The 22040-nt window shown below is 62.5% G+C and carries 20 protein-coding genes and 1 pseudogene; 7 read left to right on the top strand and 14 right to left on the bottom strand.

Going from position 1 to position 22040, the window contains the following annotated elements; translation table 11 throughout:
- Positions 1–21: 21 nt before the first annotated feature.
- The 3 genes from BCA01S_RS02345 to BCA01S_RS34330 form a co-directional block, all read right to left on the bottom strand.
- A complete protein-coding gene (locus BCA01S_RS02345; protein WP_027775539.1) occupies positions 22–861 on the bottom strand; it encodes a class II glutamine amidotransferase in 840 nt (279 codons plus the stop codon).
- Positions 862–947: 86 nt separating this feature from the next.
- Positions 948–1412 carry a DUF4126 family protein gene (locus BCA01S_RS02350; protein ID WP_027775540.1) on the bottom strand — a complete coding sequence of 155 codons (465 nt, stop codon included), beginning with the start codon at positions 1410–1412 and terminating at the stop codon, positions 948–950.
- 167 nt (positions 1413–1579) lie between these two features.
- Complete coding sequence (locus tag BCA01S_RS34330) at positions 1580–1798, bottom strand: DUF2964 family protein (RefSeq protein WP_042317790.1); 219 nt, start codon at positions 1796–1798, stop codon at positions 1580–1582.
- A gap of 347 nt (positions 1799–2145) precedes the next feature.
- On the opposite strand from BCA01S_RS34330, the gene BCA01S_RS02360 reads away from it, so the two are divergent.
- Entirely contained in the window at positions 2146–3462 is a 1317-nt protein-coding gene (locus tag BCA01S_RS02360; RefSeq protein ID WP_027775541.1) for a DUF2254 domain-containing protein, read from the top strand.
- Between the two features lie 22 nt (positions 3463–3484).
- Complete coding sequence (locus BCA01S_RS02365; protein ID WP_027775542.1) at positions 3485–4162, top strand: carbonic anhydrase; 678 nt, start codon at positions 3485–3487, stop codon at positions 4160–4162.
- Between the two features lie 153 nt (positions 4163–4315).
- Here the strand turns inward: BCA01S_RS02365 and BCA01S_RS34335 are convergent.
- Positions 4316–4672, bottom strand: a pseudogene (locus BCA01S_RS34335) (methyl-accepting chemotaxis protein); the annotation flags it as partial.
- Between the two features lie 13 nt (positions 4673–4685).
- Here BCA01S_RS34335 and BCA01S_RS34340 point away from each other — a divergent pair.
- From BCA01S_RS34340 to BCA01S_RS02390, 3 genes are all read left to right on the top strand, one after another.
- On the top strand, positions 4686–4979 hold the full coding sequence (locus BCA01S_RS34340) for a GAF domain-containing protein (protein ID WP_027775544.1): 294 nt from the start codon (positions 4686–4688) through the stop codon (positions 4977–4979).
- Positions 4980–5414: 435 nt separating this feature from the next.
- Positions 5415–7142, top strand: coding sequence for a methanol/ethanol family PQQ-dependent dehydrogenase (locus BCA01S_RS02385; protein ID WP_027775545.1), 1728 nt, complete (start codon positions 5415–5417; stop codon positions 7140–7142).
- Between the two features lie 88 nt (positions 7143–7230).
- Complete coding sequence (locus BCA01S_RS02390; protein ID WP_027775546.1) at positions 7231–8481, top strand: c-type cytochrome; 1251 nt, start codon at positions 7231–7233, stop codon at positions 8479–8481.
- Between the two features lie 141 nt (positions 8482–8622).
- Here BCA01S_RS02390 and pqqD read toward each other — a convergent pair whose 3' ends face one another.
- The 6 genes from pqqD to BCA01S_RS02425 all read right to left on the bottom strand — a co-directional run bounded on the left by pqqD (position 8623) and on the right by BCA01S_RS02425 (position 14255).
- The gene (gene pqqD / locus BCA01S_RS02395) at positions 8623–8904 is read right to left on the bottom strand and encodes a pyrroloquinoline quinone biosynthesis peptide chaperone PqqD (RefSeq protein WP_027775547.1); all 282 of its coding nucleotides are present in this window, start codon (positions 8902–8904) and stop codon (positions 8623–8625) included.
- A gap of 139 nt (positions 8905–9043) precedes the next feature.
- Entirely contained in the window at positions 9044–9118 is a 75-nt protein-coding gene (pqqA, locus tag BCA01S_RS34345) for a pyrroloquinoline quinone precursor peptide PqqA (RefSeq protein WP_033379411.1), read from the bottom strand.
- A gap of 279 nt (positions 9119–9397) precedes the next feature.
- On the bottom strand, positions 9398–11371 hold the full coding sequence (locus BCA01S_RS02410; protein ID WP_027775549.1) for a sigma-54-dependent Fis family transcriptional regulator: 1974 nt from the start codon (positions 11369–11371) through the stop codon (positions 9398–9400).
- 126 nt (positions 11372–11497) lie between these two features.
- On the bottom strand, positions 11498–13192 hold the full coding sequence (locus tag BCA01S_RS02415) for a putative bifunctional diguanylate cyclase/phosphodiesterase (protein WP_027775550.1): 1695 nt from the start codon (positions 13190–13192) through the stop codon (positions 11498–11500).
- A gap of 49 nt (positions 13193–13241) precedes the next feature.
- Complete coding sequence (locus BCA01S_RS02420) at positions 13242–13742, bottom strand: free L-methionine (R)-S-oxide reductase MsrC (RefSeq protein WP_027775551.1); 501 nt, start codon at positions 13740–13742, stop codon at positions 13242–13244.
- A gap of 87 nt (positions 13743–13829) precedes the next feature.
- Positions 13830–14255, bottom strand: a complete 426-nt coding sequence (locus BCA01S_RS02425) for a TOBE domain-containing protein (protein WP_027775552.1) — start codon at positions 14253–14255, stop codon at positions 13830–13832.
- 118 nt (positions 14256–14373) lie between these two features.
- On the opposite strand from BCA01S_RS02425, the gene BCA01S_RS02430 reads away from it, so the two are divergent.
- Positions 14374–16089 (top strand): SH3 domain-containing C40 family peptidase, encoded by a 1716-nt coding sequence (locus BCA01S_RS02430; protein ID WP_027775553.1) that lies wholly within the window; start codon positions 14374–14376, stop codon positions 16087–16089.
- Between the two features lie 220 nt (positions 16090–16309).
- Entirely contained in the window at positions 16310–16774 is a 465-nt protein-coding gene (locus tag BCA01S_RS02435; protein ID WP_020065348.1) for a VOC family protein, read from the top strand.
- Positions 16775–17047: 273 nt separating this feature from the next.
- Here BCA01S_RS02435 and BCA01S_RS02440 read toward each other — a convergent pair whose 3' ends face one another.
- The 4 genes from BCA01S_RS02440 to BCA01S_RS02455 form a co-directional block, all read right to left on the bottom strand.
- Entirely contained in the window at positions 17048–17971 is a 924-nt protein-coding gene (locus tag BCA01S_RS02440; RefSeq protein ID WP_027775554.1) for a recombination-associated protein RdgC, read from the bottom strand.
- 140 nt (positions 17972–18111) lie between these two features.
- Positions 18112–19347, bottom strand: coding sequence for a glycosyltransferase (locus BCA01S_RS02445; protein ID WP_027775555.1), 1236 nt, complete (start codon positions 19345–19347; stop codon positions 18112–18114).
- Positions 19347–20702, bottom strand: a complete 1356-nt coding sequence (locus tag BCA01S_RS02450; RefSeq protein ID WP_027775556.1) for an O-antigen ligase family protein — start codon at positions 20700–20702, stop codon at positions 19347–19349. The genes BCA01S_RS02445 and BCA01S_RS02450 overlap by 1 nt, the downstream gene beginning before the upstream one ends.
- Positions 20702–21829, bottom strand: coding sequence for a glycosyltransferase family 9 protein (locus tag BCA01S_RS02455; RefSeq protein WP_027775557.1), 1128 nt, complete (start codon positions 21827–21829; stop codon positions 20702–20704). The genes BCA01S_RS02450 and BCA01S_RS02455 overlap by 1 nt, the downstream gene beginning before the upstream one ends.
- Positions 21830–22040 lie beyond the last annotated feature (211 nt).

Genomic DNA, 22040 nt, shown 5'->3' on the forward strand with positions numbered 1-22040 from the left:
CCGACCATGCAAATCGCGGGCTTAACCGGCGGCGCCGCGAGGCTCGAATGCAAAGCGCTCGATCTCGCCGCCGCGCGCCACTACCGCGGTGCTCTCCGGAATCTCTTGCCACCACCCCGGCAAATCGGCGAGCGGTTCCGAAACAACCAGAAACGCATCCTGCCCGGCCATCGCGATGCGCGTATCGTCGGGATACAACTGGTGCAGGTGGCGGAACGACGTGTTGTGAAACAACGAGCGCGATTGCCTTTCGCTCGAGTAGCGCGCAGCGACGATCTGCTCGCCATCGGTTGCGCAGACGGTCATGTTCAACGGTTCGGCGACACCGTGGCGGCGCCCCGTTTCTTCGACGAACCCAACCATCCTCTCGAGAGCCGTAACGGGTTCCAGTTCCAGACCGAACGTGAGCGCGAGGAAGAACAGCACTTCGGAGTCGGTCGAGCCTTCGATGGAAGGGAACAGTTCGGGCGAAATCGCGATCATCAGGTCGCGACGCACCGCCGGATAATTCCGCACGAGCCCGTTGTGCGCGAACAGCCAGCGGCCATGACGGAACGGATGACAGTTGGTTTCCTGCGACGGCGTGTCGGTCGCCGCCCGGATGTGGGCGACGAATAGCGGCGCGCGGACCGCTCGCGCCGCTTCGCGCAGATTGCGGTCGCTCCATGCGGGCTGAATGCAGCGGTAGCGAAAAGGTATGTCGGTCGGATGTCCGTACCAGCCGATCCCAAAGCCGTCACCATTGGTGGTCGTGTGACCGAGCCGCGAATTCAGGCTCTGATCGATCAGAGAATGCTTGGCGTTGAACATCACCGTTTCAAGCTGAATCGGGTTGCCGGAATAAGCGAGCCAGCGGCACATGAGAGGTCTCCTGTCAGATACGCCGGGGTAAGTGGCGAAAAGTTCCGATATCGTTCGAGCAAGGCACTACGCCGCTCCCGGTCCGGTCACTGCACAGCCATTACGATCAACGCGGCAGCGACCACCGCCACTGCGTCTTCGACCAGCGCCGCCTGCCGGTCGCGGCCAAACGCACGCGCCATGGCCCCCCGTGCTCTCGCGCCGCCCAATGTGCCGATCACTGCGCCAACCAGTCCAGCAATCACGCTGCCGACCCAACCGCCGTGCGCCGCGCCGATTGCCGCGCCGCTCAGTCCGCCCGACGCGAGACGCGCGCCGAACTGTATCGGCACGGTGCGGCTGGCGGTATTGGGCAACTGATCGACGATGAACTCCGCAATGGCCAGCACCGTGAAAATGTAGGGTGTGGCAGCGAAGCCGAGAAATGCGAGCGGTGTCTCCTGCAACTGCAACCAGCCGAGGTACGCCGCCCAACTGACGGCGGTGGGTGCAGTCATCGTGCGAAGCCCTGCCACAACGCCAATCAGCAATGCGAGAACATACATCGACATGCGGACTCCAGGTCGGAACCAATAACGCGTATTAAACACGCTCATTGACTTCCGTGTCATCGGGGTACCGCATCAATTTGCGGTCGCGAGTTGCGATGCGCAGCTACAGGGACCGCCGGCGTTGAGTGTTCTTCAGAACAACAAGAGGGACCTTCCAGGCGTACCCGCTAGCGCGAGATTGGCTTCTTCCTGCTCGACAGGCCTGGAATGGATATCAGGTTAAGCGCAATCACCGCGATTGCGACACCGAAAAAAATCGCGAGTACGCCGTAGCGAAACTCCGCCGGGCGATCGTAGAGCAAGCCGACGATAGTCGTATAAAGACCGCTCAGCCATAAAGCGACGCCGACCAATGCGATCGCAACCCGCCTTTCCGATTTTTTCATCAGGACCTCTGCAGTCTGCAACTGGTTCCTCAAACCATATTAGTGCGCCGTTGCGGCGTTTTCCAGAAGAGCCGTGTTCGCGCCGAGAAATAATCGGACGGAAGAGCCCATCGAGGCGCCATTCTGGAATCTGGATGTCCAGGACCAAGGTCTCATTGACCACTCTGAAGTTCGAGTGTTTTATTGCATCGGGAAGGTTCACGTGTCCGTAACCTGCTTCGCGCCGGGGTTCGACTGATCTGAGCCCCGTGCGCGACCGCTCAGCAAGCCTCCATTGCATGCTGGCTGACGCACCGCGGATACCTTAGGCCACACCGCGATATGAACCGTGTAGAGAGAGAACAGACATGGACTGGAATCGCTGGTACAGCTTGAAGAGCTACCTGAGGTCTTCGCTGTGGACTGTGCCGCTCATTGCGATCGCAATCTATGCCGTGGTGAAGCCTGTGGCTGAAATGATCGGAAGATGGATGACCAGGCAAGGGACCCTTGACGCGAAAACCAGCCTTCTTGGACTGTCCATGACGGGTGCACGGTCGCTGCTCGGCGACATCGTTTCCGCAGACCTGGCGTTCCTGGTATTCACGTTTGGTTCGCTGCTCGTCGCAATCCAGGTCGCCGGGGGGCAGTACACCCCACGAATTATCGCGACGACGTTGCTGCGCGATAATGTCATCCGTAGCATTTCGGGGTTATTTGTTTTCACACTGCTGTTCGCCAATAGAACGGCCGGCTGGATGGGTGAGAATCAGGTACTCCAGATGCAAGTCTTCATTGCAGCGCTATTCGGATTTGCTTCGCTCGTCGCTTTTCTTTTCCTGATTGACTACGCGGCAAAATTTCTGCGCCCCGTCAGCCTCGTGGCTCGCGTGGGAGAGCAAGGAATCGCCGTTATTGAGAGCGTTTACCGCCTTCCGTCTACGGGCGTGGTCGTCGCGCCGGAACTTCATAAAGAGCGAGGCGCACCCGATCGCATTGTTTGTCAGCGCGGAAAGCCTGGCATCGTTCTCGCTGTGAATGTGGAAAGACTGGTGGCCAAGGCACGGCGCGCTGACGTAGTGATTCAATTCGTGCCGCAAGTCGGTGATTTCGTCGCGGTGGACGAACCCTTGTTTCATTTGTATGGAAACTTCGGCGCAATCGACGAAAACAAGCTGCGCACACTCGTCGCTTTCGGGACGGAGCGCACGATGGAGCAGGACCCTATGTTCGCGTTTCGCATCCTGGTCGATATCGCGCTAAAAGCGCTGTCGGCGGCGATTAACGATCCGACCACTGCGGTGCTTGCGATCGATCAGTTGCACCGACTATTACGCGTGGTTGGCAAACGGTCTTTGCGCGTCGAAGAGATTGAGGATCGTTCCGGGCGGGTTCGCGTGATCTTGCGAACGCCAAATTGGGAAAATTTCGTGCATATCAGTTTCCGCGAGATACGCCAGTATGGCGCGAGCAGCATTCAAATCGCACGGCGTCTGCGCGCGGCGATAGAGAATCTCATCCAGTGTCTGCCGGAGCATCGTCATGAAGCATTGCGCGTCGAGCTAATGCTGATCGACCGCGCGATCGAAAGGCATCATCCATTCCCGGAGGACCTGGCGTTGGCCCGCATCCCCGACTCGCAAGGGCTTGGAGGTTCGGCGGTCTCGACGACAAATAACTATTAAGTAGCCCTTCCGGAGGCAAGCCATGCGCAAACTGATAATGGGCATCGTCGAATTTCGCGAGAAGATGCTGCCGCAATATGCGACGCAGTTCAGCAAACTGGCGCTTGCGCAGACACCCGATGCGCTCTTCATTACGTGCTCGGACAGCCGGGTTGTGCCGGACCTGCTCGTCTCGACCCATCCGGGCGATCTGTTTACGATGCGCAATGTCGGCAATCTGATACCACCGGCAACTTTGGAAGGAAACTCTACCGGCGACCTTTCCGAGGCAAGCGCAATCGAGTACGCAGTGCTGGTGCTGAAGGTCGCGAATATCGTTGTATGCGGGCATTCCGAGTGCGGTGCGATGAAAGCCGTATATGCACACAACGCCAAGCTGAAAGCGCCCAATCTCGATAGATGGCTGTTCCACGCCAACAACGCAGCGTTTCGCCTCGAAAACGAAGGTCCGCTCAATGGGACGTTGAAAACGCACGATCAATTGTCGCAACTCAATGTGCTTGTGCAGCTCGAGCATCTGATGACATACCCGATAGTCCATCAGCAGGTCACTTCTGGGGCACTGGTATTAAGCGGCTGGTGGTTCGACATCGCGACCGGCGACATGTACGCCTATGAGCGCGCGAGCCGCTCATTCGAAGTCATCGACCGCGCGATGGCTGACCGGATGATTGCGCGCCTTGCCGCACGTGCGCGGTGAAGGCGCGGGCCGATGTTCGCTCGTGGCAACGTCGTCACTGAGGATCCTGGCGTCGCACGACGAAGGCTGGAAGCACAATACCGAAAGCGCCGACGACCTCGCGTCGGTATTCAACGCGCTTGGCGCCGCTTCGCTGCGAGACCCAAGGCGCGGCTAGAAGGACTGCCAGGCCGGGTTGCTATCGCCGGACACAATGGGTGCGTCGGTCCTGCGCTGGGCGGTCTTCCTGGTCTTCAGCATAGGGCGGCTCGCTGCGACCGTCGTTCGTTCCGGCAGGCTTGCGAGGCCGACGACGTGGGCGAGCAAACGAAACGTCGAAACAAGTTCGCGCAGGGTGCCTGACTGCGCCGCCATCGACTGCGCAGCTGAGGAGGCTTCCTCAACAAGCGCCGCGTTCTGCTGCGTCACCTCGTCCATCTGCATGACGGCCTGGTTCACCTGCTCAATACCGGTATGCTGTTCGACCGAAGCAGAAGCGATTTCCCCCATCAGATCAGTATCACGTTGTACGCAGGACGACGTATTGGTCGTTGAGGACGCGGTGGCCGACCTGCGCTTTGCAGGTAATCCGCTGGTGACGGGCGAGCCCCACATCCATTTCTATGCGGGCGTGAGCATTCGCCACATTCAGGGCTACGCGCTCGGGTCGTTGGCTGTGATCGCCCGCGCGCCGCGCAGACTCCTCCAGTCGCAGCGCGACGCGCTCTCCACGCCCGGGCGCCTTGCGTCGGACCGTATCAACCTGCGCATCAGGGAACGCCAACTCAGATGGGCTGTGACGAGGCTTGCTGACGCCGGTGACCCGCCCGTCGGCTGAGATCGAACGAATGATCCTGGTCCACCAGATGAAGGCTCGCCGCTGTCAGTAAGCTCGACGGCGCCTCGCTCGCGCCACCGAGGCTGCGCTGTCTTTTTTCGCAACACATAGCCGCCTGGTTGCGCCAACGTGCAACAGCTTCATGACCGTCAGCAAGCGCGCTGACGGTTCCACCGTTCCCCGCCTCTCCAGCCTGGCGCGTCTTGCGGCATAGCGCTGCCGAAATGGCATGCGACTTGCCTTGAACGACTCGCAGCCAGACTGCGTTCCCAAAGCGATGACGTCGCCGTCCGGCTTCGCGTCGATAACTCAACAGCAACCATGTGGTGTGGACCGGACCAGCGCGCCGCGCCCGAGTTCTGATCGGCCGCGACCACGTCGCATGAGACCGGAGCAGCGCTTAGGCGCGAACTCCGGTCGACACAGGAGACAAGGATGAAAGCACGTTCAATTTCGGTGCTGCGGCCGCGAGCGCTTGCAATAAGCGTCGCCGCGGTCGTCAGTCTGTCATGCGCAACGGCCGCCGTGGCCGACGACTATCCCGCCGTCACCTACGACCGGCTGAGCGCCGCGCAAAGCGATCCGGGTTGGCTCACGTATTACCGCACCTACAACGGCCAGGCACATTCGCCGCTCAAGCAGATCGATACGTCGAATGTGAAGCAGTTGAAACAGGTGTGGAGCTACAAATTTCCTGCGGATCTGCAACAGGGTTTCGAAGCCACGCCAATCGTCAATGGCCGTTACCTCTTCGTGACCACGCCGAAAGACAACGTCTATGCATTCGATGCGGCAAGCGGCAAGCAGTTGTGGAAGTTCGAACCGAAGCTCGGCGCCGAGTCGTTCAAGACCGCATGCTGCGACGTGATCAATCGCGGCGTCGCGCTTTACGGCAAGAACGTGTATGTCGCGATGCTCAACGGCGAAGTCGTCGCGCTCGACGCGCAAACAGGTTCGCTCGCATGGCGCAAGACGATGTTCGAGCCGGGAGTCGGCTATGCGTTCTCGCTTGCGCCGCTGGCGATCGACGGCGCGCTGGTGGTGGGCAGCGCGGGCGGCGAATATGGCGCACGCGGCTTTATCGCGGCATTGAATCCCGATAACGGCAACGTGCTGTGGAAGCGATTCACGGTGCCGGCGGCCGGAGAAAAAGGCGCCAACACCTGGCCCGACGGCATGCAGGAGCACGGCGGCGCGCCCGCGTGGCTCACGGGAACGTATGACGCGGCATCCAGAACGCTGTACTGGGGCGTGGGCAATCCCGGCCCGTGGCTCGCGGATCTGCGGCCGGGCGATAACCTCTATTCGGATTCGCTGCTCGCGCTCGACCCGAAGACCGGCGACCTCAAATGGCATTACCAGTACACGAAGCACGACACCTGGGACTATGACGGCGTCAACACGCCGGTGCTCGCGAACATCAAGTATCAGGACAAGAACTATGACGCGATCATCCATGCGGACCGCAACGGCTACTTCCACGCGATCGACCGCGGCACCGGCAAGCTGATCTACGCGAAGCCCTTCGTCAAGGCCACCTCAGTGACGGGCTACACGGCGGACGGCGTGCCGGTTCAGGACGCGTCGAAATACCCGAAGACAGGCACGACCATCGAGACGTGCCCGAGCTTCCTCGGCGGCAAGAACTGGTGGTCGGTTTCGTACGACCCCGACAGGCAGGTCGCGATTGTTCCGGCGCTGCATGCGTGCATGTCGCTGTCCGGCAAGTCAGTCACGTACATGGAAGGACTGCCGTACCTCGGCGAAGGTTTCGAGATCAAGCCTGAGCCTGGCAGCAAGGGCTACGGCGAACTGCAAGCTATCGACGTCACCACCGGCAAGAAGATGTGGAGTTACTGGAGCAAGCTGCCCTGGAATGGCGGCGTGGCCACCACCGCGAGCGGACTTGCGTTTAGCGGTTCGCTGGACGGCCATCTCTACGCATTCGATTCGTCGACCGGCAAGGTGCTCTGGAAGAGCCCGAAGCTCGCCAGCGGCATCGTGGCGCAACCGTCGGTGTTCGAGGTCGACGGCAAGGAGTATGTCGCGATTCTCGCCGGCTACGGCGGCGCGAATCCGATCTGGGGCGGGCCGATGGCGAAAGCTGCCGAGAAGATTCCACGCGGCGGCACGCTGTACGTGTTCGCACTCAACCACGGCTGACCTCCACGCGGCCGCCGCGCCGGCCTCGCGTGCCTGTTCGCGCGCGCAGATGGCTTGCGGCGGTCCCGTCTTTCCCGGAAGCAATATCATGAAGACTCGACTCAACTCTTTTGCTCTAGCCGGCGCGTTGCTGGCGAGCGGCATGTCGATGCCTGGCCACGCCAGCGCGGGGGTGCGCGTTTGCACTTTTCCAGGCAGCCCTTCGACGGTACTCGACGAGGCCGTCACACGCGAAGCATTTCGCACCGCGGGCATTGCCCTCACGCTTGCGCCAGGAGGCTTCGCGAGCAACGACGACGACGGCGTCTCGCTCAAGGAACTCGACAAGGCGCTCGCCCGCAAATGCGATGTGATCGCCGGCTTCCCGCGCTCGGCGGTCGCCGACGGTTCCAATAGCAAGCTGACTTTCTCGCGGGCTTATCTGCACTCGGGCTATGTGAGCGTGACGATGCATGAACCCGCGGCGCACACAGGCCAAGCCGAGATCGTTGCGGCCACGTATGCGAGTCCCGCGCAGTTGATCGCCGTGCAGCAACCGAACGTGAAGCTCGATCTTGAGAACACCGCTGAACTCACCGTCGATGCCGTCGCCAACGGACATGCACATCGTGCGATCGTCTGGTATCCGGCTGTCGTTGCTTACACGAAAACGCATCCCGAGCGGCGCTTTCAGATCGCGCAAGCCGCTTCGGCGTATGCAGACTGGCAACTCGTGTTTGCGTTCGGCAAAAACGGCGCGGCGTTGCAGCCGCGTATCGACGCCGCGCTGCGCAAGATGGAGTCCGACGGCAGACTCGCCGCGTTGACGCGCGGCTGGACGCTGCCTCGCACAGCACAGGCGACCATGCCGGACGCAGCGGTGTTTGCGTATCGCGACGGTCCTCGCCGCGCCGACGTCAAAGGAGCAATCATGCGAGCCGGTGGCCGCCAGAATGGCGAAGGCCATTTCATCAAGGTCGATGCGACCATGGCCACCGATGCGCCGGCTTTCGACCGCGCCCAGGTCGCGCATGGCAAGACCTTGTACTCGAGCGCATGCGCGAAGTGCCACGGTCCCGATCTGCAAGGATTGAACGCGCCTGCGTTGCGAGGTCCGTCGTTTGCGCCGACGGCGAATGCGAAGCTGACTATCGGCGGTGTCTACGGGTATATGGCGACCAACATGCCCGCGGACCGTCCCGGCAAGATGAAGCCCCAAGACTACGCGGACATCATGGCGTTTCTGCTGTATTCGAACGGCTACAGCGCCGGAAAGAGCAAGCTGACGGACGAGAGCGCGAGGGCGTCATCGAAACCGCTGAGCGCCGGCAGCTCGCTCAATGCGGGTACTTCGCCCTAGCGGCAAGCGCTGAAAGAATGCAATGCGCGCCGTGCGGCGCGAGTGAAAGCGCGCTGCGATTCCCTGTCGTTCAGGAGAATCGCTGGGCGCTTTTAACGTGTGTGATAAGTACGGTGCGCTGCCCGAACACTCAAAGTGTGATCACTCCACCCAGCCGCGTTGCCGCGCATGCTCGATGAAACGATAGACGTCCGTGGCGAGATCCGACGCGTTGAACATGTGCTCGAGCTCGCCGATGATCTCGTCGAGTTCGCGCGTGCCGTCACAGCGGCTCAGTATTTCGCCTGCTGTCGGATTCAACTTGACGACACCTGCCGCAGACACCAGCACATAGCCGCCTTGCGATACTTCTCGCTGCAAGCGAAAGCGCGGGTGCAAATTCGGGCGCGGACCGATGAAGTCTTCAGTATCCGGAGCATTCATGGCAGTCGCGCGTTTCTGATTCGTTGTGGCAGGGCGCTGCCTGCATCCAACCCCGGAATCCGTGCATGCGCAGGCGATGCTTTGAACGCCGCCGCGCGCGTCGCGCAACATGACGCGCGCGGCGGCGTTTGAACATGGCTTAGCGAGTGGCGATATACATCGTGATTTCAAAACCAAAGCGCAAGTCGGTGTAGGCGGGGGTTGTCCACTGCATGGCTGTCTCCTTGAATAGGACATTCGATAAAAAACCGCGTCGTCGAAGCGGTTCTCTCGTCAACGCAAGGTCCATGCCGAACGTATCGACCTGCGCGTTCATTTCGCCTGAAGTGCAGGCAGAGCGTTGCGTCCGGATCGACGGCTTGTTTGCGGGTCAACGCCTGCCGCGCGTGGCAAGCACGCCGCGCTGCACGCGGGGCCGAAATTCGGACCCGTTCAATTCCGGAACAGTGCTGTTGCACAACGGAGCATTGCAGCGCATTGCTCCGCACGCGAATCACGCTGCGTCTTCGCTGTTGTTCGCGCCGTGCGCCGGCAGCTTCCGATAGATGGTATTGCGAGAGATGCCGAGCGTGCGAGCCGCGGCCGACACGTTGCCGCCATGCTGCGCGACCGCGTTGGCGATCACGCTCGCGGCAACGTCGTGAAGCCGTCCGCTCGGGAGCGACAACACATCCACTCCGTGCGGGGACGATGGGCCGACGACACGCAGGTCGTCGAAGAAATCGTCAGGAAGATGCTCGCGGCGAATTTCTCCGTCTGCATCCACCATCACCGCCGCCGTGCGCAGCAGATTGCCGAGCTGGCGGAAGTTGCCGGGCCATGCGCATTGCCCGAAGAGGGTCATGACGTCGTCTGCGATGCTCAGTGCCTGGCCCCCGCCGTTCTCGGCCGCTGCGCAATCCAGCATTTTTTTGATCACCGCTGACAAATCGGTGCGTTCGCGCAGCGGCGGCAATTTGACGACCAGGCCGTTGAGACGGTAGTACAAATCCTCGCGAAAGCGGCTCTGCGCGATCATTTCACGCAAATCGCGATGGGTCGCGCAAATGATCGCGACATCGACGGGAATGGACTTTGTCGAGCCGAGCGGGTTCACGAGACGCTCCTGCAGCACCCGCAACAAACGCACTTGCAACGGGTACGGCATGTCGCCGATTTCATCGAGAAAAAGTGTGCCGCCGTTGGCCTGCAACAGTTTGCCGACGGCGCCTTTGCGCCGCGCGCCGGTGAATGCGCCCTCCTCGTAGCCAAACAATTCCGATTCGATCAACGTTTCCGGTATCGACGCGCAGTTCACCGCGACGAAAGGGCCGGCGCGGCGAGGCGAATCGTTGTGGATCGCCTGCGCGAGCAGTTCCTTGCCGGTGCCGGTCTCGCCGGTGATCAGAATCGGGATGTTCTTGCCGATGACCTTGCGCACCTTGGCGATGACCGCCGCGATCTGCGGGTCGCCGGTGTCGAGATAACCGAGCTTCGACAGCGGATGCGTGGGCGTCGCAAACGGTTCGCTGCGCGGCGCTGCTGCCGCTTCCGTCGGCGTGCGGGAACGGGCGGGCTCTTCGGCGACTGTGGCGCGGCGAAACCGGACATTCGCGCACACCACGGCGCCGTTGCTCAGGTTCAGCGACAGATGACGATCGCGGTGCGTGCGCAGACGGTCGATCAACTGGGCGCTGGTAAGCCCGAACAGCGACGACAGCGTATGCGCGCGTAACCCCGCAAGCGGCAAGCCGAGCTGGAACTGCGCGCTGCGATTCGCGGACAGAAAGCGGCCGTCGCACGTGAAGGCAGCAATGCCTTCCATCAAGGTACCGAGAAATTCCGGACGGCCATGAAATGCGATCTGCAAGGTTTCGCGGAACGTGTTGGCAAACAGATGATTTTCGATCATCTGCACGGACATTTTTGCGAGCGCCATGGTGTGCTGGTGATAGCTGCGATGGTCGCCCGTGACGTCGAGCACGCCGATGAGATCGCCGTACGGATCGAGAATCGGCACGCTGGAGCAGGTCAGGAAGCGGTTGGCGGCGAGATAGTGCTGCTCGCCGTGCACGACGGTTGCGCTGCGCTCCGCGAGCGCTGTGCCGATTGCATTGGTGCCTTGCCGGTTTTCCGCCCAGTTCGCGCCGGGCCGCAGCGCGACTTTTTCGGCGCGCCGCAGGAAGTCGTCGTCGCCGATCGAATGAAGGATCAGACCTTCGGCGTCCGTCAGCACGATCATGCTCTGAGTGTTCACAATCTGCTCATGGAGGGTTTCCATGACCGGCGTGGCGTGCGCGCAAAGAATGCGGTTCTGCTCGAGCTTTAGCGCGAGTTCACCGGCCGGCAGCACATCGTAATCGGGACGCATGGACTCGCTGAGACCGAAAACTTCCGAGCGTTCATGGGACTTCTGAATCGACGGAGTGAGCCAGCAAGTCTCGTTGGGGGCGAATGGGGTTACGGCGTGATACGTGTTGTCGCGCATTGTCTCCTCCTGGTCAGGCCCGGGTCGTTTTGCCCGGGCCGTGATGGGCGACACAATGCAAATATTGCGCCAACTCGTCAGACACGGCTGCCGACCTGATCGTGAACGGCACGCATGCCACCGACATCACGCGCCCGGCGGACTCAGCAGATTCGCCAACGCCGACGCCGTCACCGGCCGCGAAAACCAGAAGCCTTGCGCCTCGTCACAGCCGAGCGCCTCTAGCTGCGCCGCCTGCTCAGGTGTTTCGACGCCCTCCGCCGTGACGCGCAGCCCGAGCGCGTGCGCCATTGCGACAATCGCGCCGACGAGCGCGTGACATTGCGGATCGCCGGCCATTCTCGTCACGAACGACCGGTCGATCTTCAGGCGATTGAGCGGAAACCGCGTCAAATACGCGAGACTCGAATAGCCTGTGCCGAAGTCGTCGACGGCAATCTCCACGCCGAGCCCGCGCAGCGCGTGGAGCGTTTCTAGCGTCTGCTCGGTGTCGTCCAGCAACACACCTTCGGTGATTTCCACTTCCAGATAGGACGGAGCGAGCGCGGCGCTGTCGAGCGCGCCGCGAATCGTCTGGAAGAGGTCGTGCCGCTGGAACTGCTGCGGCGACACATTGACCGCGACGCGCGGCAGGTTGCCGGTGACGCGAAGCAGTTTGCCCGCGTCGCGACACGCGGTGCGGATCACCCATTCGCCGATCTGCTCGATGAGCCCGGACTCTTCGGCAACCGGCACGAATTCGGCCGGACTGATCATGCCGCGCTCCGGATGATTCCAGCGCAGCAGCGCTTCGACTTGCGCGATGCGGCCAGTGGCGAGCGTCACCTGCGGCTGGTAGACAAGATGCAGCTGCTGGCGCTCCAACGCTTCACGCAACATGGTCTCGATCTGGAAGCGGCGCGCGGCCTGCCCTTCGAGCGCGGTCGAAAAGCGCCGGACCGCGTTGCCGCTGACCGCCGCTGCCGCCGAGAGCGCGACGCCCGCGCGGCGCATCAGCGTCGGCGCATCGCCGCCGTCGTCCGGATAAGCGGCGATGCCGATGCTCGCCGCGATGTTCAGCGCCGTACCGCCGTAGTCGATCGGTTCGGCAATGCGGCTGAGCGCCTCGGCGGCGAACGCATCGGCGGCTGAGCCGGTCTCGTTGATCAGCAATGCGAACTGCGTGCCGCCGATCGAGGCGATCGTGCCGTCGTTCGGAAAGAGGCCGCGCAACCGCTCGCCGACGATCTGCAACACAAGTTCGGCCGCGTGCAAACCGAGTGCGTCGCGGAGTTTGCGCAAATGATCGAGCTCGGCGATCAGCACGGTAAAGCCGCTCGCATGGCGTTCGCAGCGTACGATCGTCAACTGGAGGCGCTCGGTGAAAAGCGTCTCATTGGGCAGGCGCGTCACGCCGTCGTGATGCGAGACATACCAGAGGCGCGCGTCCGATTGCGCATAGCGCGTCATGTCGACGACAACGCCGACGTAACGCGCCTCGCTGGCATGACACCCCGCTTCACCGGAGAGCGGAGACAGCGCGAGCACCACGCGTACCGGCGTGCCGCTGCGTCGCAGATAAGTCCACTCACTCTCGTAGCGGGCGCCTATCGCGGCCAATATCGGCAATTCACCGCGGCGTCTCGCAAGCTCTGCCGGATCGTGCAGCGATTCGAAGCTGCGCCGGCCGACCAGTTCATTGGCGGTCATTCCCGTCAGTTTTTCGAATGCCGCGTTGACGTGCTCGAACGTGCCGCGCGCATTGCAAATGAACATGCCGAACGGCGCCGCTGCGAGAGCGGCGTCGCGTGCATGCACTGTGGGATGAGACGGGTCTTGCATCGCGCGAGCCTTGTATTTTTCTGACGATGGCTGAGACCGCGTGCGGCGACTACGGCGCGCGCGGCAGCGCTGATTCGATAAACACCGCACAGAGCGCTTGCATGCCCTTTGCGTCGTCTTGGTCGAAGCGCGCGACGAGCGGGCTATCTACGTCCCATACGCCGATCAGTGTGCCGTCCGGTGCGACGAGCGGCACGACGATTTCCGATTGCGACGCGGAATCGCAGGCGATATGGCCGGGGAATTCGTGGACGTCGCGCACAACCTGCGTCTCACGCGTTTGCGCAGCCGTGCCGCAGACGCCTTTGCCGAGCGCAATGCGCACGCACGCCGGCTTGCCCTGGAATGGGCCGACCACGAGTTCGCGGCCGTCGAAAAAGTAGAATCCGGCCCAGTTCAGACCGCTCAGCGAATGAAATACGAACGACGAGAAATTCGCGGCGTTGGCGATCCAGTCGGTTTCGTCGGCGAGGAGCGCGCGCGCCTGCGCGACGAGTTCTTCATAATGCGCGGCCTTGGGCAATTGCGAGGCGGAGGAAACTTCGAACATGACGGGTCCGTGATGAAAGCGGAAAATGAGGAAACCAGTCGGCCCAGTGTAAAGCAAGCGGCTTCCTGGTTCACTGGAGTGCGGCCACTACGACTGCACGCCGATGATCACGCTCGATGCCTTGAAGATCGCCGTTGCCGCATTGCCTGCCGCGAGGCCCAGGCGCTCGGCACTTTCGTTGGTCACGACCGCAGCGATCTGCGCGCCGCCCGCGCCAATGATCACTTCCGAATTGACCGCGCCCTTCGTTACTGCCGTCACGGTACCCGCGATGCAGTTGCGCGCCGACACCTGATTCTTCGCTACGTCGACCATCACGATAATCGAAGACGCCTTCACCAGCGCGAAGGCTTTCTTGCCTGCGGCGAGACCAAGCGAAGTTGCACTGCCGTGTGTAATGATCGCGACGATTTCCAGTCCGTCCGCGGTGCGCAGCGTGACTTCGTCGTTGACGGCGCCGTGCGTGACTTTCGTGACTTCGCCGGCAAACTGATTGCGTGCGCTCGTTTGCATATCTTGCTCCTGTGGTTCAACGCACGAGGCGTTGAATGCGTTCGTTTGCGAATCGATCAAGTGTAATGGAACGCACGACACCGTATCATCGTGCCCTTGGACTTACTTCGCCGAACTCATGCCTGTAGCCGTCCCTTTCCGCATCGCTCGCTCCTGGCCGAACGCCGCGCGCGCCGTCGCCCTTTCCGTGGCTTTCGCGTCGCTTGCGGGGCTCGCAGCGTGTAGCAATCCGTCGCAGACACGCGACGCGCACGTTATCGCCGATACGATCACGCTTTTCCCGCTCGGCGCCTACGATCAGAACGTCGATCACTGGCTCGATCCAGCGAGCCCCGGTTACGACCAGGCGTTCCTGAGTGCCGCCGACCAGCAGGCGCACTTCCGGGCGCTTTATGCACGCTACTTCGGCACCGGCACGAATGCGCCGTCGCCGTGGAATTCCGCGTACGTCGCCATGCGCGTCTATCGCCAGCAAGGCGCGGATATTGTCGCGCTGCAGCAGCGCCGCATTGCCAGCTTCGACAATAGCGGCAAGAGTGGCGCGGCTGTCGGTTATGGCGAGAACTTCCGCCCGCACGACAAGGCGTGGATCGACGCCATCGCGCGCAACATGAACGTCGCGCAGTTCACCGAGGCGCCGGTCTACCAGCCCACACGGCGGGCAATCGCGACGACCAACCTCATGGTGCGCGAGTTGCCGACCTCCGACCCGTCGTTCTATAGCCACCGTCTGGCTGGCGAAGGCTATCCCTTCGACAACCTGCAGATCTCCGCGGTGCGGCCGGGCACGCCGCTGTATGTGCTGGGTACGAGCGTCGACGGCGCATGGCGTTATGTGCAAACGCCGGATGTGCAGGGCTGGGTGCGCAGCGACGGTGTGGGCATGGCGAGCGAGCGATTCGTCGATACTTGGCGCGCAGCGACGGCCAAATCGCTCGGCGCCGTGATCTCTGCTTCCGCGCCGGTGCGCGATGGCCGCGGTGTCTTCCGCTTCGACGCGCCTGCCGGCACGCTGTTGCCAATGATCGCGCGCTCATCGGTCAACGCGGGAAGCGGCGTCAAGACGCGTGCGGCGGCTGACGGTGGCGCTAGCGGTGCTGGCGCTGCCAATGACTCGAGCGTGGGCGCGAATGCCGGCATCGCCGCTAGCGAACGTGGCGCGGTCGCCAGGACGCCGGCTCCGCGTGAAGTCCTCGTGCCCGCACGCGACGCAGAAGGCGACGCGCTCGTTCGCACGGCCGAACTTGGCGACGAACAAATTGCACCGATGCCGCTCGCCGCCACGCCGCGCCATCTCGCGACGCTGATGAAAGCGCTGATTGGCCGGCCTTACGGGTGGGGCAACAGCAGCCTCTATAACGACTGCTCTTCGGAATTGCAAAGCATCTTTGCGGCCTTCGGCGTGTGGTTGCCGCGCCATTCGTCCACGCAGATGAGCGCCGGGCGCATGATCGATCTGTCCGGTTCGACGCCTCGACAACGCCTCGACTATCTGACGGAACATGGAGTGCCGTTACGCACGCTGATTTATATCGGCGGGCATGTGATGCTTTACATAGGCAATACGACTCGCAAGGGCGTCGCGGTGCCGGTCGTCTATCAGGACGTGTGGGGGCTGCGCCCCGCTGACAATAGCCGGCGCGCGGTGATTGGCGGCTCCGTCATCCTGCCGCTTTTCGAGCACATTCCCGAAGATTCCACACTGCAGTCGCTTGCGGCTACGCCGACATTTCAGATCAGCATAGTCGGCGCGCCCGACGGGACCGCGGCGCCTTCGCCAGACCCCGCTGCGGCGCCACCGGCGCCTGCGGATGAAGATAATCCGGCGGGCTGAGGGCTGAGGGCTGAGGGCTGAGGGCTGACGGCTAACGGCTAACGGCTGACAAGCGACTTTCAGGCCTTGCAACGTCGGCCGGTTACGCGCACGTTCGTGCTCGAAAATATTTTTTACGGAGTGTCGATCCGGCGGTGACGTACTCGTCGTAACGTTGGGAGCCTGGCTGAAACAGTCGGACTTTCAATCCACGAACCTGTTACTTCAAGGAGTCGCCGTCATGAGCAGCCCTGCTGTCAAACCGATCCCGGAAGGGATGCACTCGCTCACGCCGTACCTGATCTGCGCAAACGCAGCCGAAGCCATCGCGTTCTACACGAAAGCCTTCAACGCCGTCGAACAGTTCCGGCTGCCGGGACCGGGCGGCAAGGTGATGCACGCGTGCCTGAAAATCGGCGATTCGATGCTGATGCTCACCGACGAATGGCCCGAACACCAGGCGTTCGGACCGAACCACCTTCAAGGCACACCGGTGACGATCCACCACTACGTCGAAGACGTGGACGCCAGTTTCCAGCAAGCCGTCGATGCGGGCGCGACCGTCAAGATGGCTGTCGCCGACATGTTCTGGGGCGACCGCTACGGCCAGCTGAAAGACCCGTTCGGACATAGCTGGTCGTTGGCGACTCATAAGCGCGATCTCAGCACCGAAGAGATCCAGCAGGCCATGGCGGCGATGAAGTAATTGTCGGGGCGGAATGCCTGGAGGGGAGCGGCGGGGTGAAGTTACCCACAGATTCTGTTCAGTAGTCTGTGCATAACCACCCCACAACTTCCTCAACTCATTGATACGGTAGTTGTTTTCGCCGTTACGCTGAACCGGGTCACGGCTCCCTGAGCGAGCCTGTGCATCGTAACCGCTGCCCTCCCCCGACTGCGGAATCGAGCGGACTTTCCGTCTCCAGGAACCCAAGCCTGGTGTAAGCGCAAAACAAGCCTCCCCGAACGCACCGCCCTCTCAAGCCGCCGCGGCCTGCAGCACCGCGTCAATCTGCTCTCCGCCCAACGCGTCGAGCAGGTCACGCAGCATGCGATCGAGTTCCGCAGTCATCAGCGTGAAATCCGAGTCGAAGCGTTCGTCGTCGTTCTGCGCGGTCGGATCGCTGGCTTCCTTCAGCACGTCGAGCGGCGCAATGCGCTTGATCGTCAGCGAAGGCGTCAGTACGAACGACACCCGATCGTTCCACGTCATCGCAAGTCGCATGCATTGCTTGCCGGCCTCGATATGACGGCGCATATCGTCGGCGTCCAAAGTATGTCCCACGTAACGCACGGTCGCGTTGCCTTCCGCCGGTGAGCGCAACTCGGTGTCCTGATCGAGCGTGAAACCAGCGGGCCCCTCGCCCGAGAGCAACCAACCCGTCATGGCCGCAACCGGCGATTGTGTAACGCGCACGGTACCAAGCGGCAACTGATCGATCGACTTCACCAGCAACCCGCGCACTTCGTCGGCGACCGCTTGCGACGCGGCGTCGATGACCAGCCAGCCGTTGCGGCAATCGATCCACACGCGCGTATCACGCCGGATGCTGAAAGCGCGCGGCAACAGTTCGTCGGTGATCTGCTCCTTGAGTTCGCGCATCTGTTTGCGGCCTGGTTTGAAGCCCTGCTGGTCTTCGAGTTCAGCGGCGCGCGCCTTCGTGAATTGCGTGACGACCGAAGCCGGCAGCAGTTTCTTTTCGGTGCGAAACGTGAGCAGCAATTGCCCGTTGAGCGCATACACGAGCGAATCGTTGTCGCGAGGAGACGCCCAGCCATGGCTTTGCATTTCGACACTATTGCCGGGCGCGAAAGGATGCGGAGCGAGCCACTTCTGCATCTGTTCGGGAGTAACGGACCACGGCGCGGGAAGGCGGTGAAGCTGAAGGTTTTTGAACCACATGGGCAGAGTCGAGTACGGGCAAAGCGCACCATTCTATCTCTATCTGGCAGGTCGCCCGACATGCTGGTGATCTCGGCGAGCGACGCCGGAGGACCAGCGTTCAGCGATTGATGCAACCGCCACGCGATCGAAGTCCCGCCTCACCGAGGCGTCGCCGCCTTCTCCTTCAACAGCCTCGAGGCCAGTGCGAGCATCCGCTGGTTCGCGCTTGCGGGCGCAAAACTGGCGACCTTTTGTGAAGCTGCCTGCACGAGGCTACGGCGCAGTTCGGTCTCGGTGAGAAGACGTTCCATGGCCAGCGCCATCGCGTCGACATCGCCCGGCGGTACTAGCAGGCCGGCTTTGCCGCCCTCCAGCAGATCGCGCGGGCCGGTCGGGCAATCCGTCGATAGAACCGGCGTGCCGAGCGCCATGGCCTCGCCAAGCACCATGCCGAAGCCCTCATAGCGGCTGCTCAGCACTAGCAGCTCCGCCTGCCTGATATAGGGCGATGGGTTCGCGCAGAAGCCCAGGAAATGCACGGACGGGGCGATCCCCAGTTCGTGCGCGAGTTGCTCCAGCTCGCCTCGGTCCCGGCCCTCGCCGATCAGCACCAGCGCCGCGTTGCAGCGGCCACGCTCGCGTAACTGGGCGTAGGCTCGCAGCAGCGTCTTGTGGTCCTTCTGACCTTCGTCCAGCCGCGCCACCGACACAATGAACGAGTCCGCCGGACGTTCGATCTGCCCGGACGCCGCGCGCCGCAACGCCTCGATGTCGATCACGTTCGGCAACTCGGTAACGTCCACATGACTTGTCGCGAAAAGCTCGCGCGCTTCGCGCAGCATGGCCGGCGTCAGCACGGCTACTGCGGAGTAACGTGAGAAATGCCGGACGCGGCGGGCGACATAACGCTCGCTCTTGTTGCCAAGCCGCGCGGCGAGGCTGAAGTGACTCACGCCAATCCACGGCACGCCGCAACTGCCTGCCAGATGACGCAGCGAAAAATCGAAGTCGCAAACGAGGTCATGCTGGCTCGCGAGGCCTCGCATCCGCCGCGCGGCCAGCGGCCGGATCGCGCCGTAGGTCAGCACCTTGTGCAACAGCTTTGCGCCGAGGCCGAGTTTGCGTTGGCGCGCTTTCTGATGCAGCGCGACCATCCATTCCGATGAAGCGAGCACATGGACATCGACGTCGTCCGGAATTGAATGCGCGCGCCAGAACGCCAGGTCGTCGGTCGGATAGGCCACCGAGAGGCTCGGCGCGAACAGCCGGCGGTCCAGTGTCTTGAGCCACGACAGCAGCGCCGTCTCGGTGCCGCCCTTACCGAAGTCGTTGATGTGGAACAGAATGCGCAGCGGGGCTCGGTCGGTCTCTGCGGCCTTTAATGTCTCGCTCATCACCGGCCTTTTTCATCCGGCTTGACGGTCTGCGATTCGCGTAGCGGTTCGACCCGCGCGGCCTTGGACATGGTGCGCTCAACGCTTTGCGAAGATCCAGCCGAAGCTCTGCCGTGCTCCGCATACCCCAGCAGGAGACCCGCGAATGACCAGAACGCCAGCATGGTCGTCTGCCACATGAAATCATCGGTCATGTTTTTCGCGATCATGCCGGCTACCAACGCCACGCCTGCGGCGCATAACCACGGTTCGACTCGCTGATACCGCCAGAATCGCGCAACCAGGCTCAGCAACAGCGCCGTCTGCAGCACGACGCCAATGAAGCCGGTCTGCAGCCACGTGTTGATGAACAGGTTGTGCGCATGCGTCAGCGCTTGCGGTTCTGCCGCCAGCAACGCAGGCGGCATCGCATTGCGATAGACGATGCCCGGCAATGGCTTGCCGAAACCTATGCCGGCCCAGGCGTGATGCTCGGCCTGGCGGACATAGAACGCCCACAACTTCGGGCGCGTATCGGCCGATACCGTATCGCCGATGGCCGACAGCGAGCCCGGCACGTAGACCTGATGACCGTCGATCACGACGTCGCGCGCCTGTGTAACCTCGGGCGCGGCACCGCTCGTGCGCAAACGGGAACTGAGCTCGAGCGTGCCGACGCCGGCTGCACCCACCACGGCAATGGCCAGCACCGCGAGCATGAGGCGGCGCCGATACAGCGGATAAAGCGCGACGAGAAGCGTTACAGCGGCGGCCGGCCAGAAAAACCGGTTGAGCGTCGCGAGCCCGATAAAGAGGCACAGCACAATGCCGCTCGCGCCGACCACGCGCCAGCGCGGACGCAACAGGAAGCCGGCAAAGAGCGCCATCGAGAACACTGCGAGCGTGCTGGTATGACCGACGCGATTATAAAAATGCAACGGGAAGGTATTGGCCGTAGGCGGTTGCAGATGCCCCCAGTTGAGCGCGCTGATCGTGGCGAGCGCAAGACACGCAAGCCAGTTCACGGCAACCACGGGCTCGGGTCGCCGCAGTTGGCTTCCGAACAACCAGAAGCCCCAGAACGACACCAGCGGATAGAGCACCTCGTCGCACCACGCGTGCAGGCTGACCATTGGGTACGGAGACCACGCCACCGAAGCAAGTCCCCACCCGGCCCACGCGGCGGCGGGCAGCAGCAGCGGCCAACGCACGAGCGGCGGACGATTCGCCGAAAAGGCAGCCGCCGCGACACCGAGCGCAAGCAACGCGAGCGCGTTGAAGACGATCGCCGTCATGTGGCCGAACATCACCACGAACAGCAGGACCGGACAGGCAACCCAGAACAGGCGCTCCACTCGCGCAGCCGTGTGAGTCATTACGCTTTCACCAGGATATTTTGCAAAACATTGAATACCGACTCGACCGTGAGTTGGCCCATGCACTCGGCGTGGTCGCCGCGCCACGCGACGCAGGTCGTCTCGTTGCGATCGCAGCGCCGCACCCATGCTACCTCGCGGCGGAAGAGAAAAGGCTGATCGCGACACGGCATGTCGGCGACGGTGATCGGCACGAACGGCACCTCGCGCCAGTAGCGTCCCGCGCCATGAATCTGCGCGTTGCCCGGACCGAAAAGCGCAAGCGTAGGCACCCCTATCAGGCGCCCAAGATGGGCGACGCCGGTATCGGGACAAACCACGGCCTGCGCGCCGGCAAACAGATGCCACAACTCGCCGAGACCGAGCTGAGCCGCCAGATTCGGATGACGCGCTTGCGGGTCGATCGCGCGGATCAGATCCGCTTCGCCCGGACCGCCGGTCCACACCGGCACGTAACCCAGTGCTTCGACTCGCCGCGCCAGCTCGAGCCAGCGTGCATTCGGCCAGCGCTTGACGCTCGCACTCGCGCCCGGATGAAGCACCACATAACGTTTTGTGAACTGCGCCGGCTCCGGCAACGCGCGATGCGGCGGCGCCGGCCAATCGGAGGGACGGTAAGCGCGCGGAGGCGGCCCTTCTATCAGTTGCGCGGCGAGGTCGGCCCACGCCTCGGGCGCATTGGGATATGGCACGCTCCGGTCGAGCGGCCAGTTCTTCCACGCGGGCTTGTCGCCGGCGTGACCGACGATCCACCGGCAGCCGGCCGCGAGCGCGAGCCAGCTATAGCGGTTATCGCCGAGCACGAGGCCAAGGTCGTAAGGTCCGGAAAGCAAAATGTTTCGCACGGATGCTGGATCGCGCGGATCGAACGGCAACGCGTTCACGCCGAAAGGCCGCCCCGCATATAGCGGCACGATGGCTTTAGGGCAGGCCAGAAAAATGTCCGCTTGCGGATATTGCGCACGCAACTTGGCGAGCAGCGGCGTGAGCAGCAACGTATCGCCAAGCAAAAGATGATGCGCGATCAGGATACGGCGCGTGCTCTGCGGCTCGCGGCGCAAAGGCTTGGCGAGCAGTCGCGGAATAGCCGACCTGAAGGTAAGAAGACGCCCGGCAAGCCGACTCATAGGCTCATCGGCGCGTTTCGTTCCGCCGCGATCTTGCTGTACGCCGATACCCGGCGCGAGGTCGCGTTCGCCATGCACAATCTCCAGCGTATTCTTTTCGACAGATCCAGTGCGGCGGCTGCGGCCCCGTCGTGACGCGTAGGCGCGCTCCGGCGACGGCGCTGCTGGCCCGCCGCCTGTCCTCGCGGGCATTGAAGCCCGGTGAAGTAAA

This window comes from Paraburkholderia caledonica NBRC 102488 (assembly GCF_000685095.1).
GTDB lineage: Bacteria > Pseudomonadota > Gammaproteobacteria > Burkholderiales > Burkholderiaceae > Paraburkholderia > Paraburkholderia caledonica.

What these genes read in the sequence shown, in the direction of transcription:
- BCA01S_RS02345 (WP_027775539.1), bottom strand. Translation starts at nt 861, where the DNA reads ATGTGCCGCTGGCTCGCTTATTCCGGCAACCCGATTCAGCTTGAAACG.
- BCA01S_RS02350 (WP_027775540.1), bottom strand. Translation starts at nt 1,412, where the DNA reads ATGTCGATGTATGTTCTCGCATTGCTGATTGGCGTTGTGGCAGGGCTT.
- BCA01S_RS34330 (WP_042317790.1), bottom strand. Translation starts at nt 1,798, where the DNA reads ATGAAAAAATCGGAAAGGCGGGTTGCGATCGCATTGGTCGGCGTCGCT.
- BCA01S_RS02360 (WP_027775541.1), top strand. Translation starts at nt 2,146, where the DNA reads ATGGACTGGAATCGCTGGTACAGCTTGAAGAGCTACCTGAGGTCTTCG.
- BCA01S_RS02365 (WP_027775542.1), top strand. Translation starts at nt 3,485, where the DNA reads ATGCGCAAACTGATAATGGGCATCGTCGAATTTCGCGAGAAGATGCTG.
- BCA01S_RS02385 (WP_027775545.1), top strand. Translation starts at nt 5,415, where the DNA reads ATGAAAGCACGTTCAATTTCGGTGCTGCGGCCGCGAGCGCTTGCAATA.
- BCA01S_RS02390 (WP_027775546.1), top strand. Translation starts at nt 7,231, where the DNA reads ATGAAGACTCGACTCAACTCTTTTGCTCTAGCCGGCGCGTTGCTGGCG.
- pqqD (WP_027775547.1), bottom strand. Translation starts at nt 8,904, where the DNA reads ATGAATGCTCCGGATACTGAAGACTTCATCGGTCCGCGCCCGAATTTG.
- BCA01S_RS02410 (WP_027775549.1), bottom strand. Translation starts at nt 11,371, where the DNA reads ATGCGCGACAACACGTATCACGCCGTAACCCCATTCGCCCCCAACGAG.
- BCA01S_RS02415 (WP_027775550.1), bottom strand. Translation starts at nt 13,192, where the DNA reads ATGCAAGACCCGTCTCATCCCACAGTGCATGCACGCGACGCCGCTCTC.
- BCA01S_RS02420 (WP_027775551.1), bottom strand. Translation starts at nt 13,742, where the DNA reads ATGTTCGAAGTTTCCTCCGCCTCGCAATTGCCCAAGGCCGCGCATTAT.
- BCA01S_RS02425 (WP_027775552.1), bottom strand. Translation starts at nt 14,255, where the DNA reads ATGCAAACGAGCGCACGCAATCAGTTTGCCGGCGAAGTCACGAAAGTC.
- BCA01S_RS02430 (WP_027775553.1), top strand. Translation starts at nt 14,374, where the DNA reads ATGCCTGTAGCCGTCCCTTTCCGCATCGCTCGCTCCTGGCCGAACGCC.
- BCA01S_RS02435 (WP_020065348.1), top strand. Translation starts at nt 16,310, where the DNA reads ATGAGCAGCCCTGCTGTCAAACCGATCCCGGAAGGGATGCACTCGCTC.
- BCA01S_RS02440 (WP_027775554.1), bottom strand. Translation starts at nt 17,971, where the DNA reads ATGTGGTTCAAAAACCTTCAGCTTCACCGCCTTCCCGCGCCGTGGTCC.
- BCA01S_RS02445 (WP_027775555.1), bottom strand. Translation starts at nt 19,347, where the DNA reads ATGAGCGAGACATTAAAGGCCGCAGAGACCGACCGAGCCCCGCTGCGC.
- BCA01S_RS02450 (WP_027775556.1), bottom strand. Translation starts at nt 20,702, where the DNA reads ATGACTCACACGGCTGCGCGAGTGGAGCGCCTGTTCTGGGTTGCCTGT.
- BCA01S_RS02455 (WP_027775557.1), bottom strand. Translation starts at nt 21,829, where the DNA reads ATGAGTCGGCTTGCCGGGCGTCTTCTTACCTTCAGGTCGGCTATTCCG.